14 protein-coding genes and 1 pseudogene are annotated in these 17,873 nt (G+C 36.6%); 5 read left to right on the top strand and 10 right to left on the bottom strand.

All coding sequences use genetic code 11. The annotated features are described in order from the left end of the window. The first annotated feature begins 1 nt into the window (after position 1). Together ACFYKT_RS14200 and ACFYKT_RS14195 are read left to right on the top strand one after the other, a co-directional pair. The gene (locus tag ACFYKT_RS14200) at positions 2-160 is read left to right on the top strand and encodes a hypothetical protein (RefSeq protein ID WP_389220772.1); all 159 of its coding nucleotides are present in this window, start codon (positions 2-4) and stop codon (positions 158-160) included. Between the two features lie 129 nt (positions 161-289). Continuing rightward, positions 290-1,480, top strand: a complete 1,191-nt coding sequence (locus ACFYKT_RS14195) for an MFS transporter (protein WP_389220769.1) — start codon at positions 290-292, stop codon at positions 1,478-1,480. 39 nt (positions 1,481-1,519) lie between these two features. Here ACFYKT_RS14195 and ACFYKT_RS14190 read toward each other — a convergent pair whose 3' ends face one another. From ACFYKT_RS14190 to ACFYKT_RS14170, 5 genes are all read right to left on the bottom strand, one after another. Continuing rightward, complete coding sequence (locus tag ACFYKT_RS14190; RefSeq protein WP_389220766.1) at positions 1,520-2,602, bottom strand: Ger(x)C family spore germination protein; 1,083 nt, start codon at positions 2,600-2,602, stop codon at positions 1,520-1,522. Further along, the gene (locus ACFYKT_RS14185) at positions 2,586-3,683 is read right to left on the bottom strand and encodes a GerAB/ArcD/ProY family transporter (RefSeq protein WP_389220763.1); all 1,098 of its coding nucleotides are present in this window, start codon (positions 3,681-3,683) and stop codon (positions 2,586-2,588) included. The genes ACFYKT_RS14190 and ACFYKT_RS14185 overlap by 17 nt, the downstream gene beginning before the upstream one ends. A 32-nt stretch (positions 3,684-3,715) precedes the next feature. Next, positions 3,716-5,206 (bottom strand): spore germination protein, encoded by a 1,491-nt coding sequence (locus ACFYKT_RS14180; protein ID WP_389220760.1) that lies wholly within the window; start codon positions 5,204-5,206, stop codon positions 3,716-3,718. A 172-nt stretch (positions 5,207-5,378) separates the two neighbouring features. Further along, the gene (locus tag ACFYKT_RS14175) at positions 5,379-6,863 is read right to left on the bottom strand and encodes a class I adenylate-forming enzyme family protein (RefSeq protein WP_389220757.1); all 1,485 of its coding nucleotides are present in this window, start codon (positions 6,861-6,863) and stop codon (positions 5,379-5,381) included. Positions 6,864-6,877: 14 nt separating this feature from the next. After that, positions 6,878-7,261: a MerR family DNA-binding protein gene (locus tag ACFYKT_RS14170; protein WP_389220755.1), complete on the bottom strand. Its 384-nt coding sequence runs from the start codon at positions 7,259-7,261 to the stop codon at positions 6,878-6,880. A 95-nt stretch (positions 7,262-7,356) separates the two neighbouring features. Here ACFYKT_RS14170 and ACFYKT_RS14165 point away from each other — a divergent pair, with 95 nt between their 5' ends. The 3 genes and pseudogenes from ACFYKT_RS14165 to ACFYKT_RS14155 all read left to right on the top strand — a co-directional run bounded on the left by ACFYKT_RS14165 (position 7,357) and on the right by ACFYKT_RS14155 (position 12,273). Beyond that, positions 7,357-8,973, top strand: a complete 1,617-nt coding sequence (locus ACFYKT_RS14165; protein ID WP_389220752.1) for an acyl-CoA dehydrogenase family protein — start codon at positions 7,357-7,359, stop codon at positions 8,971-8,973. A gap of 154 nt (positions 8,974-9,127) precedes the next feature. Further along, the gene (locus ACFYKT_RS14160; protein WP_389220749.1) at positions 9,128-9,676 is read left to right on the top strand and encodes a DUF3231 family protein; all 549 of its coding nucleotides are present in this window, start codon (positions 9,128-9,130) and stop codon (positions 9,674-9,676) included. Positions 9,677-10,369: 693 nt separating this feature from the next. Beyond that, a pseudogene (locus tag ACFYKT_RS14155) lies at positions 10,370-12,273 on the top strand (endonuclease MutS2). Between the two features lie 265 nt (positions 12,274-12,538). Here ACFYKT_RS14155 and ACFYKT_RS14150 read toward each other — a convergent pair. The 5 genes from ACFYKT_RS14150 to ACFYKT_RS14130 form a co-directional block, all read right to left on the bottom strand. Beyond that, the gene (locus ACFYKT_RS14150; protein WP_389220746.1) at positions 12,539-13,597 is read right to left on the bottom strand and encodes a DmpA family aminopeptidase; all 1,059 of its coding nucleotides are present in this window, start codon (positions 13,595-13,597) and stop codon (positions 12,539-12,541) included. 47 nt (positions 13,598-13,644) lie between these two features. Next, positions 13,645-14,574, bottom strand: coding sequence for a DMT family transporter (locus ACFYKT_RS14145; protein WP_389220744.1), 930 nt, complete (start codon positions 14,572-14,574; stop codon positions 13,645-13,647). 103 nt (positions 14,575-14,677) lie between these two features. Beyond that, complete coding sequence (locus ACFYKT_RS14140) at positions 14,678-15,160, bottom strand: SRPBCC family protein (RefSeq protein WP_389220741.1); 483 nt, start codon at positions 15,158-15,160, stop codon at positions 14,678-14,680. A 78-nt stretch (positions 15,161-15,238) separates the two neighbouring features. After that, complete coding sequence (gene htpG, locus ACFYKT_RS14135; RefSeq protein ID WP_389220738.1) at positions 15,239-17,119, bottom strand: molecular chaperone HtpG; 1,881 nt, start codon at positions 17,117-17,119, stop codon at positions 15,239-15,241. A 111-nt stretch (positions 17,120-17,230) separates the two neighbouring features. Next, positions 17,231-17,860, bottom strand: coding sequence for a TetR/AcrR family transcriptional regulator (locus ACFYKT_RS14130; RefSeq protein WP_389220735.1), 630 nt, complete (start codon positions 17,858-17,860; stop codon positions 17,231-17,233). Positions 17,861-17,873 lie beyond the last annotated feature (13 nt).

Here is a 17,873-nt window from a genome sequence, read left to right as displayed (position 1 = left end):
CTTGACAATGCTCATCTGGATTGTAATGATACTTCTCTTTCTTTATACGATTGGTTTTTCGATTTCCTTATGGAGGGAAAAAAATAAAGCTGGCTCGATAGCGGTATTTGTCTTAGCAGGAGCAACCGTTGCCAGTGCGTTTTTCGGGGTGTTAAAGTAATCCACTTTGGTCGAATAAGTACTTCCTTATAGAAATTCTATCCAAATTCTTGTAGAATAGAAATTATGTTTAGGCTCTCTAAATATTTTAATCAAAAAGATGGATTTAGGATATCTGGGAGGAATCTGTATGAGTCACCAAGTAGTTAAGGAACACACCAAGGCTGGTGCTGATCGAATATGGACACGTGATTTTATCCTTATTGTCATGTCCAACTTTTTTATTTTTCTCGGATTTCAAATGACTTTGCCGACTATTCCATTGTTCGTTGAAGAATTAGGTGGAAATGATCAGCTCATTGGAATGGTTGTAGGGATTTTCACTTTTTCCGCCCTTCTTCTACGACCATACGCAGGGCATGCATTAGAATCAAAGGGCCGACGCTTTGTCTATTTAACAGGGCTTGGAATTTTCGTTCTTTCAGTAGGCTCCTTTGGATTTGTAAAGAGCTTAATCTTTTTATTTATTATGAGAGTGATTCAAGGGCTCGGATGGGGATTTTCTACAACAGCATCTGGAACAATCGCAACTGATCTCATACCTGCAAAAAGACGCGGAGAAGGCATGGGATATTATGGTCTATCTGGAAACCTGGCACTTGCAATCGGCCCTTCTCTAGGTCTTGCTTTAGTTGGGATTGTTTCGTTCACTCAATTATTTATTATTTGTGCCGCCCTAGGATTAGCGGCCTTATTATTATCCTCTACTATTCGATACAAAGCTGTGGATTCACAGACCTCACAGCTTAAGAAATGGGACTTTTATGAAAAGACTGCTATTCCTCCATCCATGCTCTTATTCTTTCTTACGGTTACTTTTGGTGGAATTGCGTCCTTTCTTCCAATTTATTCCGCACAAAAAGGGATCGAGGGAATTCATTGGTACTTCCTTCTTTATGCTCTTGCCTTAATGATTAGCAGGACATTCGCAGGGAGATTATATGATCAGAGAGGACATCAGGCTGTTTTCATTCCAGGTGCTCTGTTGATTATTATTTCCATGCTTCTACTCGCTTGGCTGCCTAACAGCCTGATGATGTTTATCGCTGCTATCCTGTATGGATTAGGCTTTGGTACTGTCCAGCCTGCATTACAAGCATGGTCTGTAAAGGAAGCACCAAGTAATCGAAGAGGAATGGCCAATGCAACCTTCTTTTCCTTCTTCGATCTTGGCGTAGGAATCGGAGCCATCCTCTTTGGACAAATTGCCTATATGTTCGGTTACAGTATGATCTATATTGTCTCTGCTATTTCCGTCCTTTGCTCCATCGTTCTTTATCTAGGGATTTTAAGCAGAAGCCGTCGCATTCAGAATGCATAACCCATTCGAATGCAGCTATAATGAAAAAAATGGGCAGACTTAATCAATGACACCTGACTCAAGTATATCTATCGTTGCTTGAACAGTTATTTTGATATCTGGATATAGTTCTTCCCATTTTTTTTGATCCCATTGCCTTGTTCGGGTCCGAACTTCTTCTCCAATACCAAGCGGATCAATCTCTTTCTCTTGAAATTGCTGGATCAACTCTTCAGATTTTTTCTCAATATGCTCCTTCAATATTTTTTCTAATTCTTTAATTTTTTTATTATTTAACTCTCCATTTCTATACTCTCGAATAATGGACTTTATTTTTAATTTGATTTTTATTTCTGAATTAGTCATTGGCTTTGGTATCTCATATTTTCTCTTGGTTTTAATATTAAAAATAGAAACTTTTTTATCGTCAGTAAGTTTGAAGGCCTGCGAATCCCGTTGGCTTTTGTGTTCTAATAGGATTCTTAAATAAAAAAAATCATCTACTCCCAATTGATCAACTAATCTATCTTCATCAAATAAACCAATTGCTTTTAGATTGATCTTTCCATTCTTTTGTTCAATAATGGGGAGCATGGAGTCCATTCCTTCAGCATACAACTTGTACAAAAACAGATGAAGGTTTGTTTTTGGAATCAATCCTGTTTCAATATTTTGCTCAATAAGATTGGATAAATAATAACCATTATCCGTATTTCCATACTGTTTGCTTAACAACTCTTCAGGATCACCATCAATAACTGCTAAAAAAACATTCGAACCAATAGAGGGATCTCTCTGTAACGTATCTAAAAGTTCTTTAATCCCTCTTTCTGCTGTTTTCTTTTCGTATAGTGTTACTTCTACTTTTCCACTGACTATAGGTCTGTCTGATTGAAAACTTAATTTATCGCGAATTTCTTTACTAAGACTGCTGCTTGCAGATATGGTTTCATTTTTGACAGATTTGTCTGGCTGAAAATTAGGGAATACAGCTATTACCTCAATTTTATCTTCATCAATGTATTCATAACTAGCTCCAGTTGCTAATTGAATATCATCTAACACCTGCTGATTAATATTCATACATCCAGTTAACCCAATGATCATTAGTATCAATGTACAGTTTTTAAGTCCCTTTTCCAATCTTTGTCCTCCTTATTTTTGATAGCAGGAAAGATAAAAGAGTAAGTAAAGGTATATAAATAGAGACCAAACAAAGGCCTAATATCGACATATATGAATTTATCCTTTCTATATTCACTCTCCCCTTTATAGCAATAGTTGAACAAATTAATATAATCAACATAATAATCATTACTTTTTTTGGTTTAATATTAAATATTCTCTGGACACCTCTCGTTGCAGCCCAAACAGATAAACAAATATTGGGAAGGATAATTAAAATCCAAGAAGTAATCCCTATGTATTCAAATCTTTCGACAAATGGCATTTCTATAATTTTCCACAGAGACAGTGTTGCCCAAATATGTTTGCTTACCTGTTGTTCACTAAAGTAACCAATCGTTATAACTAGGATAAATAAATAAATAATTACCGTTAATAAATGTCCTAAATGCGCCCATTTTTGTGATTTATTCGGATGTTTAATATAAGGGTAATACATTAGTAAAGTCGAGAATCCTAAATAGCCTAACATCATATCCTTCGATGCAATTGTTATCTCTTTAATAGAATGATTCCATACAGGGAGTAAATTCCGGAATTCAGTATACTCAATAGGAAAGAAAAAGGTTAGAAATATATACATTGGAATAAGTACGCCAAAAAAACTGATACCTGTAACGATACGAAATCCACCATTCACACAGTAATAGACAAGAATAATAAAGAAAAGGCTAAACATAAATAAATTAATGGTTGGAAATACCCAAACTTGTACAATTTCAATATAGCTTCTTAACACAATAATCCCAATTAATAACCAATAAATAATCCAAATGAGACTCAAAAGTCCCCCTACCCACTTCCCAAATAAATCCCGATGAATTTGAACAAGATCTTTTTGATGCTTATTTAGCAATAAATACATAAACCAAATAATGATACTGACAGCAATACCAGCTGCTATAACTGCCATCCACGCATCATTTCCTGCTGAATCGATAATAATCCGCTGGTATCCTAAAATTCCTACACCTACTTGTACGGAATGAATTAAAAAGAAAACAAGAAAAGGGGAAATTTGTAATTCTTTCTTTTCCATTAGTTACATGTGCCCCCCTTTTTCTTGTTCAATTAAAGATCATTATTCTCTTTTGCCTTCGTTGAGTCATAACGAATTGTGTCCTCTGTTTGTTCTTGAATCGGCCGTTTGGATTGCATTGAAAAAGGCAAGCGAATAAGAGAATCCTTTAAATCCTGAAATCTCAGTGGATAGAACGGTTCAAGAAATGGTCTTCCTAAAGAAGATAATCTTAATAGATGAATAAGTAAAAAACAAAAACTTATTGCTACTCCCATTAAACCAATATAGTGAGCCATTAGTAAAAACGGGAACCGTATTAAGCGAATCGTATTACCCATTTGATAGACTGGGGTTGTAAAGGATGCTAATGCCCCCAATGCAACGATAATTAACAAAACATTACTCGTTAGTCCTGCCTCCACTGATGCTGTTCCAATAACGATACCGCCTACGATACCAATTGTTTGACCAACCTTAGTTGGCAATCTTGCCCCTGCCTCTCTTAACAATTCTATGGTTAATTCTAATACAAGTGCTTCCATTATCGGAGGCAAAGGAATGGCACTTCTAGAAGTAATTAAGGTGCTGAGCATGTCTTTCGGTATTAATTCGTAATGGTATGTTAGTACAGCTACATAAATGGGGGTAACCAAAATGGAAAAAAACACAGCAAAAAATCGGACTAAGCGAAAAAATGAGGCGATTGTCCAATTTAAAAAATAATCTTCAAATGCGGAAAAAAACTCAAAAAAGGTTGTAGGACCTATCAATCCATGCGGTGCACCGTCAACAAGTATAGCAATCTTCCCTTCCCCTAATATCGAAGCGATTCGATCCGGTCTCTCTGTATCAATTAGCTGAGGAAAGGGGGAATTCTGATTGTCCTGAATTAACTGAGTGATAAATGAACTGTCATTGATTTGGTCTACTTTTAAATCTGATAAACGCTGAATGACCGTATTCACATTCTCTTTATTGGCAATCCCTTCAATATACAGAACTGAAACTCTCGTTTTTGATAATTTCCCGATTTGTAATTCTTTTATAACTAACTCTGGAAGAGGCAATCTTTTTCTTACGAGATTGATATTTGTATCAAGTGACTCTACAAAGGACTCTTTAGGTCCTACTACGCTAAATTCTACCTCTGGAAGTGAAACCTGCCTCGTTCTTTCAACCCCTGCCTTGGCAAGGCCCACTTGATTTAAGTTGTTTATATCAAATATAAAAATATAACCTCTTAATAGACTATCCTGAACTTTCAATAAGTCGCTTGTAAGCACAACTTCTTCAATCGGAAGCATGGAAGGCAAATTAGTCATTGTATCTAATTCTTTCAAATATGGCAGTACATCTCGATGCAATATCTCCGTATCTATAAGTGATGCGTAGTAACCTATACATAATGATGACTGCCTAGATGCATAGGTAAACTGAGTAAATTCATTAGATGCGGATAATTGCTGTAATAAGGTTTGGAGAGTCAGGCCTTTTTCATTTTCATTTTCTACGGTTTTTTTTTTATTTCTCCATAATCTCATCTTGAAATCACCCGTCTAGGAATTTAATGTACCTATTCCCCATACTTAACAAGAAGTGATAAAAATATACTCAATCTTGAACGATTTCAAATAGAAGGATTTAGACAAAAAAACTGACTTGAAATGATAGAAATACATCATTTCAAGTCAGCATAATTTAATTATGATCGGTTTACATTGTTTTCACATGCTGCTTCAATATTTTCCCACTTGCATTGCGTGGAAGCTCCATTACGAAAGCATATTGACGTGGCCGTTTATAATCTGCTAAGAAAGGGCTTACAAAATCGCGCAAATCTCCTTCTGTTACATCCTCTTTAGCTACGATGACTGCTTTAACAGTCTCCCCCCATTCCTCATTAGGTACACCAATGACACATGATTCTAGCACTTTCGGATGCTTCGCAAGTACTTCTTCAATTTCTCTTGGATAAATATTAATCCCGCCAGAAATAATCACATCTTTTTTACGGTCAACAATATAGATATATCCATCTTCATCCCTGTAGGCAATGTCTCCCGTATGAATCCAGCCATTTTTAATCGTTGCATTTGTTTCTTCAGGATTTTGATCATACTCTAGCATTAAGCTGTCACCAGTTAATAGAACCTCTCCATATTCATTAGGATGGACATCAGATCCATCTGCTCGAACAACTCGAAGTTCCATACTAACTGTCGGATTCTTCCCAATGCTGCCTGCTTTTGTTAAATGCTCATGAGGACGTAAGAGAATGCCATTTGGACCAGCCTCTGTTAATCCGTATACTTGATAGAAATTTTCGTTCTTGAATGCTTCTTTCACACGCTCATAAGAAGCTAATGCCAAAGGTCCTCCTCCATATGCAAAGACACGAATGCTTGACAGGTCATATGTATCAAGCTCTGGATCTTTAGAAGACAATAAGTATGCGACAGGAGCGGCAAATGAAAATGTTGGCTTTTCGTCATGAATCAATTGCAGGAAATTCTTTGGTGTGAACTCACCAATTACATGGGCAGCTCCACAGTAAAGACCGCTTAGGAAAAATGTATTGATGGGTGCTGAATGGGTCAATGGCATAAGTGTAAGCATTTTATCTTCATTCGAAAGTGCAAACTCTATTGATACCGTTGTTGCTAAAGCAATCATTCGATCATGATTAAATACAACACCCTTTGGAATACCAGTCGTTCCTGAAGTAAATAAGATTTCACTAACATCACTTGAGTGTATTGGTAAATTCATATTTTCTCCACTGTAAACGGATGAAGCCTCAACTATTTCTTGAATGGACAGCTGGTGAGTTAATCCGTATAGATCTGAAATTGTTTGAACCGTCCCATGTGCCTCTGCTTCATAGAAGGCTCCTGCCGCATTTGAGTTTTGTAACATCACGACTAATTCTGAGGGGGTTAATCGTATATTCATTGGCATTGGAATTGCACCTAATTTCATCAGGGAAAAATAGGCAAAGAAGAAGTTCTCGTTATTCCGAGCCATTATTGCGATTCTATCCCCTTGCTTAACCCCTTTTTCTTGAAGAAGTCTAGCAATCTGATTACAAGTCCTATTCATTTGTACATAGGTTAATCGATTAGTCGCTGTAATAAATGCTTCCTTTTCAGGATACTTTCTTGCATTTCTTTCTAGAACTCCGTGAATTGTTATACCCATTCCATTCATCCCCTTTATCCTTTTCTATCCATATATTTTTCCTTATGAGCCAATATGTCTGCCTTTAGCATTTGTAGTTGTACAATTTGCTCCTCAATTTCCCCTAGCTTTTGGTCAGCAAATTCAATGATTCTTCTTTTCTCATCCTCTCCTTCCGGGTTCGATTCATAGAGATCGACCATTTCCTTGATGTCTTGCAAACTAAAACCTAGCTTTTTCCCACGAAGAATCAGTTTCAACCTGCGCCGCTCTCGATTTGTATATGTCCGCTGCTTCGTTAAACTTTCACGATTCTCAGATGAAAGCAGTCCAACTTCCTCATAGTAGCGAATCGTTCTAGAACTGATATCGAACATTGCTGCTAATTCACTTATGGAAAAAAGATGATCTTCAGTCATGTTAATCCTCCTAGTTGACGTTAACGTATACTTAGTTTTATAATAAATCTGAATATTATCATTTGTCAAACAAAATGGAGGCAGGAGTGATAAAAATGACGATAGTATCCCAAGAAGTTGAAAAAAGAGGCACAAACCCCTACACATTTGATGAATTTGTTTCGAAACGTGAAAATCTAGACTGGTATAAAGATGAACCATTTTTGCAGAAGGCTGTCAAACATTTTACAGGGAAAGACTTTGAAGAGATCAATAAAAACGTACTTGCCCTCTCTCCTAAAGTGTCATCTAAGTGGAATCGTTTAGCAGAAACCGTCGCACGGCCAGAGGTTCGTCCTTATATGCTTCATTATGATGCATTCAATCATCGGATCGACCGAATTGTTCGCCCCCATGAAGCACATATTCTTGAACAAAGTGTGTTTGGTGAGGGCTTATTTTCTAATAAAATAAATCCATGGGAAAGTTTTACGAAGCGTATGATTATTCATCAATTAGGTGAAGCTGGCGTCACCTGTCCATTAACTTGTACTCATGGCCTTGTTGCTTTATTAGATCAATTCCCAAATCCAGATATACCAGAGCTGCAAGAGATATTGATGCATACGAAAGAAGGGATTGACGGGGAATTTGCCATTGGCGCACAATTTATGTCTGAAATTCAAGGTGGATCTGATCTCCCTGCTAATATGCTGGAGGCTGTTCAAGACGGGAAACATTTTCGATTATACGGAAACAAGTTCTTCTGTTCAGCTGCCCATGCTGATTATGCTGTTGTGACAGCTAAAATAGCTGGCTCAGATAAAGTCTCCACATTTATTGTACCTGCATGGCTTCCAGGGAATAAAGAAAAGGAAATAAGAAATGGTTATACAATCAACCGCATTAAATGGAAAATGGGCACAGCTGAATTACCTACAGCAGAAATCCAGTATAATGGTGCCCTTGCGTACCCGATTGCACCAGCTAATAAAGGAATTGCTGTTGCAGTTGGAATTGTACTAACTTTATCTCGGCTAGAAATTGGGATTGCGTGTGCTGGATTTATGTTACGTGCTTCTAGAGAAGCGCATCTATATGCCGATTTCCGAAAAGTATTTGGCAAAAAGGTGCATGAATTCCCGCTTGCTGCAAGTAAGTTAAGGCAAATTGAACAGGCTGCTAAACGCACGACAGCTGGTGCATTTAAGATTTATGATCTTTTCTTAAAGCTTGAACAGCCCTTAAATCCAGGGATCTCAACTGACAAGCCTCTTGAATTAAGAAAACAATTATTCAATTTAAGAGAGCTAGTGCTGCTGCAAAAAATTTGTGCTACAAGTGAAGGAGCTGACGTGCTGCGTGAAGCAATTTCTGTCTTCGCTGGCCATGGAGTAATGGAGGAATTTTCATCCTTGCCTCGTATTTTCAGAGATGTGGTTGTAAACGAGCAATGGGAAGGGCCACGCAATCTCCTATTAACACAAATTTATCGTGATATTCAAAGAGTGTCAGAATGGTACTCCCCTGCTGAGTTTGTCGCAAGTATTTTACAAGGAGCATCACAAGAGGAAATTAATAAGTTCAGTTCACAATTGGAAGATTTATTACAAAGACCTGTACTAGGTGATGTTAGTGATGCTTCCATTATGGCAGCTAGTGAATGGGATACTTTTTGTAGTGCGTTCTTCAAAGCATATCAGGAAATAGCAAGAGCAGAAGTTGAAAAATAAATGAACCAATTAAGTTGAAAGCATCTTTTTTACGGGAATCATTCCGAAAAAAAGATGCTTTTTACTTTCTCAACTAGAAAAAATTAATTTATAGTATCATTTTACAAATTTAGGAAAAAGTATGATTATTACTTAAGAAAGGATCGGTACTTGTATGACAACAATTTTTGAATCATTAAAAGATTATTTTCAAATGCAACTGGATGCTGAACCTAAGAACCCCCTTCATGTCGGTGAAGTAATGAGCTGTTGGCTTTATTTAACATTAATGGATGAAGCAAGAGTGTTTATTCAAATTGGATTAAATACAACCACAGATGATGATGTGATAAAAATGCTGAGAGATAGCTATAACCAATGTGACAGTCAAAGCAAGCGATTCAAAGAATTTATGAGGCAAGAAGGAATCCATTTGCCCCCAACGAGTGAGGATCGGCCAAATTCTGATCCGAATGGCGTTCCTCTTGGTGTGAAATTGACAGACGATGAAATTATGAATGGGCTGAGCATAAAGACAGTCGCTGCAGCAACGACCTGTGCAACAGCCGCCTGTCAAAGCATCCGGAATGATGTGGCTTCACTCTTTATGCAATGTATGCTTGAAAAAATGAAATTTGGTGTAAGTTTAAAAGATCTCATGCGAAAGCGGGGCTGGATTAAAGTACCACCCTACTACTATCCCCCTGGAGCGCCAACTGAATGAATTGGCTCTCTCAAATTATGCTCCATTTCATGAAATTTTAAAGCGTGCATATTCTTTTACAATGCAAATTAGGCGTTTCCATCTACTCTCTCCATTGACTTCCCTTTAAAAGGATGCTATATTTTGGTTATTCTAATTAAAAGGTGTGGGGATTTATGTCGGGAGTAGGTATCAACTAATTTAGTTGAATAAGGTACTTATATCTGGTTTAGCCAGTTTATTAAGTATGCCTTTTTTCACAATGTGTTCATTGTGAATACCTACCTTAAGACGGCTTCCTTTTCCATATAATCGTGTAACATTTTAGGTATGTTATGACGAAAAGCATGGCAGGATTTGTCCTGTCATGCTTTTTTGTTTCATTTCCCCTTCTTGTTAACGATAATCTTGCTTTGTTTTCTACAAAGCAAATGCCCGCAGGAGCTTTCTACCCAAATAACCGTTTTTTTCGTTATTTGGAAAGGTAGGAATATTTTCTGCGGGCATTTTTTTATCAAAGTCTGTGTTATTACATTCTGTTGATTGGAGCGGAAGGCAAGAGACTCCTGCGGGAGAAGTGGGACAGGTGAGACCCCACAGACGCATTTGCGTCGAGGAGGCTCACCGCCCACCCCGCGGAAAGCGATTGCCTGGAGCGGAAATCAACAGTCTAGTTTAACAGAGCTTTCAAAAAACAATTATGTGGAGGCCAATATGAATACAATGACATTTGAGAAATTACAATATAACGAGCTAAAGGAAATGATCAAAACCTATTGTGTAAGCAGTCTTGGAAAGGCATTGCTTGATCAACTTCAGCCAAGTACAAACATCAAAGTTGTAAGAACTCGCTTAAAAGAGACAACAGAAGGACGAAAACTATTAGATGCCGAAAGCCATCTTCCATTAAAAGGGATAACCAATATCGAAAATCATATTGAAAAGCTTGAAAAGGGCATGATGCTTAGCCCTTCAGAATTAGTAGCGATCTCTGACTTTTTAAGAGGATGCAGGAACATAAAAAAATTTATGGCGGATAAAGAGTTTTTCGCTCCAACATTGCACTCTTATGCATACTCTATGACAGAATTTAGAGGAATTGAGGATGAAATTAATTTCTCAATTAAAGGAAACAGCGTGGATTCACAAGCAAGCAAGGAATTAAGACGAATTCGCAATCATATTGCCAAGACGGAGGAAAAAATTGAGGAGCGATTAAATAAATTTTTAAGAAGCAGCGCCAACAAGGAATATATTCAAGAATTTTTTATTAGCAAAAAAGATGACCGCTTTACAATCCCAATTAAAGCATCTTATAAAAATCAAGTGGCTGGGACGATTGTTGAAGTTTCTTCGAAAGGGTCAACTGTATTTATCGAACCCGCAGCCGTTTCAAAATTAAATGCAGAATTAGCTGTTTTGAAGGCAGAGGAAGCAATCGAAGAATATCAAATTTTAGCTACTCTTTCAGGGTTGATCCTTGAAGAGATAAGATCAATAAAAATTAATATTGAACTTATAAGCCAATACGATATGATCTTTGCAAAAGCAAAGTTTAGTAAAAGCATGGATGCAATAGAGCCCCAGTTGAATAATCATGGCTATATAAAGCTGAGGAAAGGAAAGCACCCCCTATTGACTGGAAATATTGTTCCTCTGGACTTTGAAATTGGCGAATCGTATCGCAGCTTAATCATTACTGGTCCAAATGCCGGTGGAAAAACAGTCGTGTTGAAAACACTCGGCCTATTAACATTATCTGTTATGTCTGGCTTTCACATTGCAGCTGATGAAGGTACAGAGTTAGCTGTTTTTGATCATTTATTTGTTGATATTGGCGATAATCAAAGCATTGAAAATTCACTCAGTACTTTTTCGTCCCATATGAAAAATCTTTCTGAAATATTAAGAGCTTCCAGCAAAAATACGCTTCTGCTTTTTGATGAAATCGGAAGTGGGACAGAGCCCAATGAAGGAGCTGCTTTAGCAATTGCTATACTCGAAGAATTTTACCATAAAGGGTGTATAACCGTTGCTACCACACATTATGGGGAAATTAAACGTTACTCAGAAATTCATAGCGATTTCATAAATGCAGCAATGCAATTCAATAGTCATACACTTGAACCATTGTATAAGCTTTTGATTGGGAAATCTGGGGATAGCAATGCACTTTGGATATCGAAGAAAATGAATATCCCTGAGCATATTTTACAAAAAGCACAGCAATATATAGACAATAAAACATACGATTTAGAACGGGTAAAAGAGAGCAACATCCCTAAAACCAAAGAAGAAGCATTAGAAGCAGCTATCGACTATGAATTTGAAGTTGGAGATAAAGTGAAGCTAACTGAATATGATGAATTTGGGATTGTGTATAAGAAGAAGGATTCATATAATCATGTAACTGTGCTCTATAAAGAAGATTTCATTGAACTAAATGCGAAGAGATTGGAGCTTGAAATAAAAGCAAGCGATTATATCCGGATGGCTATGATTTAAATTCACTATTTACTAGTTATAGCGAAAGGAAGTTCCAGAGAGATATTGAAAGAGGATCGAAAAAAGCATTGAAAAAGGTAAGTGCAGAGATTAGGAATCGAAAAAAACAATAATAGCTAGAAGCTCTGTTTTATGTGACCAGTATTTCCTTTTACTGTTAATACTGGTCACATAACATACTATTAGTGAGCGTTTTTTCCTATATTTGTAATTTTAAGTCGCTATTCTCCTTTTATGAACCCACTTATTCCTTCTACTGTAATTTTCGGTTCATATAAGTTTGTTACGAAACCATTCTTCCCTTATATTGTAACTTTATGTCTCTATCATTTTTTCGCTCAATGTTATTAACATAATATTATTATCGTTATACTTATTTTAAGAAAACATCGATTCTACGATTAACCCATTTCTTCCTTTTGTTGTTACGGCTTGTGATAAAGAATTTAATATCGCTTCCTCAGTGGATTCAGCCGCACCAGCAAATAGCTGATTCATGATTGGATGATCCTCTCTAATATATGAATGTGTCTGGAATACCTCTTCACTTTCATGAGGAATCTTATTTTTCGTTGAAAAAGCAATGACTATATCCCCGCTGCTATGACTAAAATGGCTGCCAGATCGGCCAAGTCCAATTCCACATCGCTTAGCCACTCTTAATAGCTGCCTGTCACTTAATGGCATATCAGTGGCCAGAATAATGATGATGGATCCATCTGTCACTTTCTCTATCCCGTCTATTTGCGGTTTCATCCCAGGATATCTATCAAATGGGAACTCTACTTTGCCACCAAAGTTACTCAGCACCATACATCCCATTATGTATTCTCTATTATTCTCTTCATCTAAAATAATCCTAGATGCGGAGCCAATGCCACCTTTATAGCCGAAACAGACCATTCCTTTCCCAGCACCCACCGCTCCCTCTTGAGATCTATCTGTTGAGGCATTTTCTATGGCTTCAATTGCATGCTTTGGTTCTACAGGGAATTGCCGGATCGAGTTCAAATTACCATCATTACACTCACCAACAACAATATTAACCGTGCCTGTCGTATCACCTATTTCAGGATTTTCCTGAAGAATGTATTCTAGTGTTCCTTGAGACACAGCAGGAACCCCAAAAGTATTCGTTAGCATAATGGGGGATTCTATTACCCCTAGCTCATTCACCTGGACAAGACCCGTTGTTTTTCCAAAACCATTTAAAACATAGCTTGCTGCAACCACTTTCTCTTTAAATAAGTTTCCTCCATGAGGCAGAATCGCTGTTACTCCAGTGCAGGCATATTCTTCACCTTCTAGAGGATAATCTAATGTCACATGGCCAACACTTACTCCTGGTACATCTGTAATACAATTTTTTCTACCCGTATGAAGAGTTCCAATCGCAATTCCTCGTTCTCTCACCTTTTTACTGCTCTCTTTATCCATTGCATATTACCTCCTCTTCCACTAAATCTATTACGAAAGGAAAACAGTTACTTAGCGATAGTCATTTTCTGTTTTCTCTTAATCTTGCGGACTGTTTCTTCAAATGCGCCAGAACCAAGAATAACGCCTAACAAGATGAAAATAAATCCGATAATTTGCGCCATCGTAATTTTCTCTCCTAGAAAGATGGCAGCTCCTACAAGTGCAAAAAAAGGATTTAGATTAAGGAACATAGAAGCTTCCGCTGCCCCTACTTTTCCAATTGCACTATTATAAAGCATATGCCCAATGGCAGTAGCAATGATGGCTGAAGCAAAGAAAACAGCCCATAGATTCATTGATTCATTGTGCATGCTTGCTAAGCCCTCTGGTTCAATAAACAAACTAATGATAAATAGTATAACCGCCCCCATGACTAACATATAGCCAGTCATTAACCGGGGATCTAATGTCTCCGAACCTTTCTTAATCAGAATGAAGCTAGCTGCCTGTGCGAGAATAGAAACAAATATGTATACATCCCCCATCGACACACCATCTATTCCTCCATTCCCTTGAAACACAATAAATGATACCCCTGCAATCCCTAATACAATTCCAATTACGCGAATACCTGTCACTACACTACCTAAAAAAACCACTGCCAATATCGCTGTTAGAAGTGGCCCCATTCCAAGGATAAGTCCCCCATTAGTGGCTGAAGTCTGAGTGAGTCCCGTTGATAGAAAATATTGGTGTGCTACAACATTTAATAACCCTCCGAAAAAGACATAAAGGAATTCCCTTTTTGTCAGCATTCGAACCTTTTTCATTAAAAAGAGAATAATAAACACACTAATACCCGAAACAAAAATACGAAGTGCCGTCATCGTTACAGGCATAAAATTTTCTACCAGCACTTTTGTCGCAGTGACATTCAATCCCCAAGCCACCATGACAAAAAACAAAATAAGATATATCTGTTGTTGTTTTCCCAACCAGCTCCACTTCTTTCCTTATCGTTGACTTTTCTCATTATTATAAATCTGCAAAGGAATTTACGCACCATTTTAATGCAATCATACGATTTACGTTTCCCGTTTATTCATGACCAACTGCTTCAACTACCTTTATATATTGCTCATACCACTTCCCCCATTCTTCTTTTCTAAAAGAATTGCTTTGGCCATTTAATAATTGATCAATGACATCTAAACAGACATGCCAGCCAGCAAGATCTTTTGGAGTATGATTGGTGATTTCTTTTATTTTTTCAATCAAAATTAACCTGCAGCCTTCTCGTGCTTCCTCTAATTCGAAACGTACTCTATCATTTCCCCATGTATATTCTAAAACTGAATAGCTCTTTACCTCAGAAATTTCCATTTTCTCGAAAGAGCCATCTCCCATGTCAAACTTTATTAAGCCACCTTCACGCAGTTCTTCAATTTTCAACTCTGAAAACCAAGTTGACAACTTTTCGTTTTCAGTTAGCATCGCCCATACTTGTTCAACTGAATGATTAAGAAAACGATCAAATATTGCTGTATACCCGTTTTTTTCTTTTTTCAATAAAGCTAACATCGGTCAGTTCCTCCCTTGATTTACGGTATAAATTAAACAGCCCTACCTTAAGAAATAGTAGGGCTGCAATTTTCTATATTATACCATTACTTTGCAAATATCGTTTGTAAAATCTACTGGATCTTGAATAGGCAAGCCTTCAATTAGAAGTGCCTGATTATAAAGTAAGTTTGTATATAAGCTTAGTTTATCTTTATCTGTTTCAAAAGCAGTCTTCAGTGACTTAAACACATCATGGTTTAGATTAATTTCTAACACTTTATCTGCTTTTACATTTTGGTTGTCAGGCATCATGTTTAATACCTTTTCCATTTCAATCGTTACTTCCCCATCCGCAGTTAAACAAACCGGGTGGGATTTCAATCTTTTCGATGCTCTTACATCCTTGACCTTTCCTGACAAGAATTCTTTCATTGCGTCAAAGAGTTCTTTATTTTCCTGCTGAATTTCATCATTGCTATTGTCATTTTCATCAGCTTCAATCCCTAAATCACCGCTTGAAACAGACTTAAATTCCTTTTCTTTATAATTCATCAGCATTTTGATAGCAAATTCATCAATATCATCAGTGAAGTATAAGATTTCATAGCCTTTTTCCGCTACAAGCTCCGTTTGAGGCAGCTTATCAATTCGTTCAACCGATTCACCAGAAGCATAATAAATATATTTTTGATCCTCTGGCATTCTAGAGATGTATTCATCTAATGTGATCATTTTCTTTTCTTTAGAAGAATAGAACATTAGTAAATCCTGCAGCAAGTCTTTATTACTGCCAAAATCACTATAAACGCCAAATTTTAACTGGCGGCCAAAGGATTTAAAGAATTCATCATACTTTTCACGATTATTCTTTAATAAGCTTAGCAATTCACTTTTGATTTTTTTGCTGATGTTTTTAGCAATCAGCTTCAAGCCACGGTCATGCTGCAAGATTTCCCTTGAGATGTTAAGAGATAGGTCCTCAGAATCTACCATCCCTTTCACAAAGCTGAAGTAATCTGGAAGAAGGTCTGAGCATTTATTCATAATTAATACTCCGTTTGAATAAAGCTCCAATCCTTTTTCATATTCCTTAGAGTAGTAATCAAATGGAATTTTTTCCGGAATATATAGAATCGCATTATAACGAATAGTCCCATCCACACTAATATGGATATGTTTAAGGGGCTTATCAAAGCCATAATGTTTTTCCATGTAGAATTTCTCGTAGTCTTCATCTGTCAATTCACTTTTATTTTTGCGCCAAATTGGAACCATGCTGTTAATGGTTTGTTCTTCTGTATATTCCTCCCATTCATTTTCGTTGCCCTCTTTAGGACGGCTGCTCTCGATTTCCATTTTAATTGGATAGCGAATAAAGTCAGAGTATTTTTTGATAATTGATTTTAATTGATATGAATCTAAATACTCATCATAATTTTCATCTTCTGTGTTTTCTTTGATTTTCAAAGTAATTTCGGTACCAACCGTTTCTTTCGTTGTTGGCTCAATCGAATATCCATCCGTACCTTCCGATTCCCATTTGAAAGCTGCTTCACTACCTTGTGCTTTACTGATTACAGTTACTACATCTGCCACCATAAATGCCGCATAGAAGCCAACCCCAAACTGGCCAATTATATCATAGCCATCTTTTATTTCATTTTCTTTTTTAAAAGCTAAAGAACCACTTTTGGCAATGACACCTAGATTACTTTCCAATTCCTCTTTTGTCATTCCAATTCCAGTGTCAATGATTTTCAATGTTCGACTTTCTTTATCTGGCTCCACTTTTATGTAGTAGCTTTCGCTTTCAAAGCGTAAATTCTCATCAGTCAATGCTTTGTAATAGATTTTGTCGATGGCATCACTTGCATTAGATATCAACTCACGTAAAAAAACTTCCTTTTGGGAGTAGATAGAGTTGACCATCATTTCTAATAGTCTTTTAGACTCTGCTTGAAATTGTTTCTTTTCCATATCGAGATCCCCTTTCATTTCATACCCCATTTTAGCACTCTATTGAACAGAGTGCTAAAATGCTTCATTCATTTAATAACATATCCTGTTTTTTGAGTCAATAGCAGAAGGTTATTTTTTCTCAAGTTCCAATTCTGGATTCCGATAAAGTCCTTTTTTTAACAAATTCATTTCAATCATATATATATTTACCGCTTCTTCGGCAGACAAATCTCTAGCAAATTTGTCAATGAAATTACGAATGGTAACAGCTAAAATAATTTTCAAAACATAAAATAATTCTTTCTCATCTGAAATATTCAAAATGGACAGATCGATTAAGGAGCTGATTTTCTCAAAACCTTCATTTCTTTCATTCACATTAAAGCTTCTTGCAAATGTACGTTCAATTCGATGAGTCATATTTAAGAAAGTATTCTTTAAGAAATGGAAGTTTTCCTCTTCCATGATAATCACTTGAAAAAACTCTTTCATCGTTTCAAATAAATCACCATTATTTTTAATTAAAATGAAGATAAAGTGGTTTTTATTTTCTTTTGCCCATTCATTTAATAAGAAGAAAAAAGCATCCTCTTTATCTTCAAAATACTGATAAAAGCTGCCGCGAGGGATACCGGCTGATTTAATTATGTTTGTAATTGAAGCCTCATATAATGGCACTCTTGAGAATTCTATTTTCGCTGCTTGAATTAACGTTTGCTTTTTTTCCTCTGGCAAATTAAAAAATGTAATTTTCGGCAATTTGCTCGCTCCT

Origin of the sequence: Cytobacillus mangrovibacter (genome assembly GCF_042865275.1) — a bacterium.
In the GTDB taxonomy this organism is placed as follows: Bacteria; Bacillota; Bacilli; order Bacillales; family Cytobacillaceae; genus Cytobacillus; species Cytobacillus mangrovibacter.
This window is presented reverse-complemented; position numbering and strand designations above follow the sequence as displayed.

What these genes read in the sequence shown, in the direction of transcription:
- ACFYKT_RS14195 (WP_389220769.1), top strand. Translation starts at nt 290, where the DNA reads ATGAGTCACCAAGTAGTTAAGGAACACACCAAGGCTGGTGCTGATCGA.
- ACFYKT_RS14185 (WP_389220763.1), bottom strand. Translation starts at nt 3,683, where the DNA reads ATGGAAAAGAAAGAATTACAAATTTCCCCTTTTCTTGTTTTCTTTTTA.
- ACFYKT_RS14180 (WP_389220760.1), bottom strand. Translation starts at nt 5,206, where the DNA reads ATGAGATTATGGAGAAATAAAAAAAAAACCGTAGAAAATGAAAATGAA.
- ACFYKT_RS14175 (WP_389220757.1), bottom strand. Translation starts at nt 6,863, where the DNA reads ATGGGTATAACAATTCACGGAGTTCTAGAAAGAAATGCAAGAAAGTAT.
- ACFYKT_RS14170 (WP_389220755.1), bottom strand. Translation starts at nt 7,261, where the DNA reads ATGACTGAAGATCATCTTTTTTCCATAAGTGAATTAGCAGCAATGTTC.
- ACFYKT_RS14165 (WP_389220752.1), top strand. Translation starts at nt 7,357, where the DNA reads ATGACGATAGTATCCCAAGAAGTTGAAAAAAGAGGCACAAACCCCTAC.
- ACFYKT_RS14160 (WP_389220749.1), top strand. Translation starts at nt 9,128, where the DNA reads ATGACAACAATTTTTGAATCATTAAAAGATTATTTTCAAATGCAACTG.
- ACFYKT_RS14150 (WP_389220746.1), bottom strand. Translation starts at nt 13,597, where the DNA reads ATGGATAAAGAGAGCAGTAAAAAGGTGAGAGAACGAGGAATTGCGATT.
- ACFYKT_RS14140 (WP_389220741.1), bottom strand. Translation starts at nt 15,160, where the DNA reads ATGTTAGCTTTATTGAAAAAAGAAAAAAACGGGTATACAGCAATATTT.
- htpG (WP_389220738.1), bottom strand. Translation starts at nt 17,119, where the DNA reads ATGGAAAAGAAACAATTTCAAGCAGAGTCTAAAAGACTATTAGAAATG.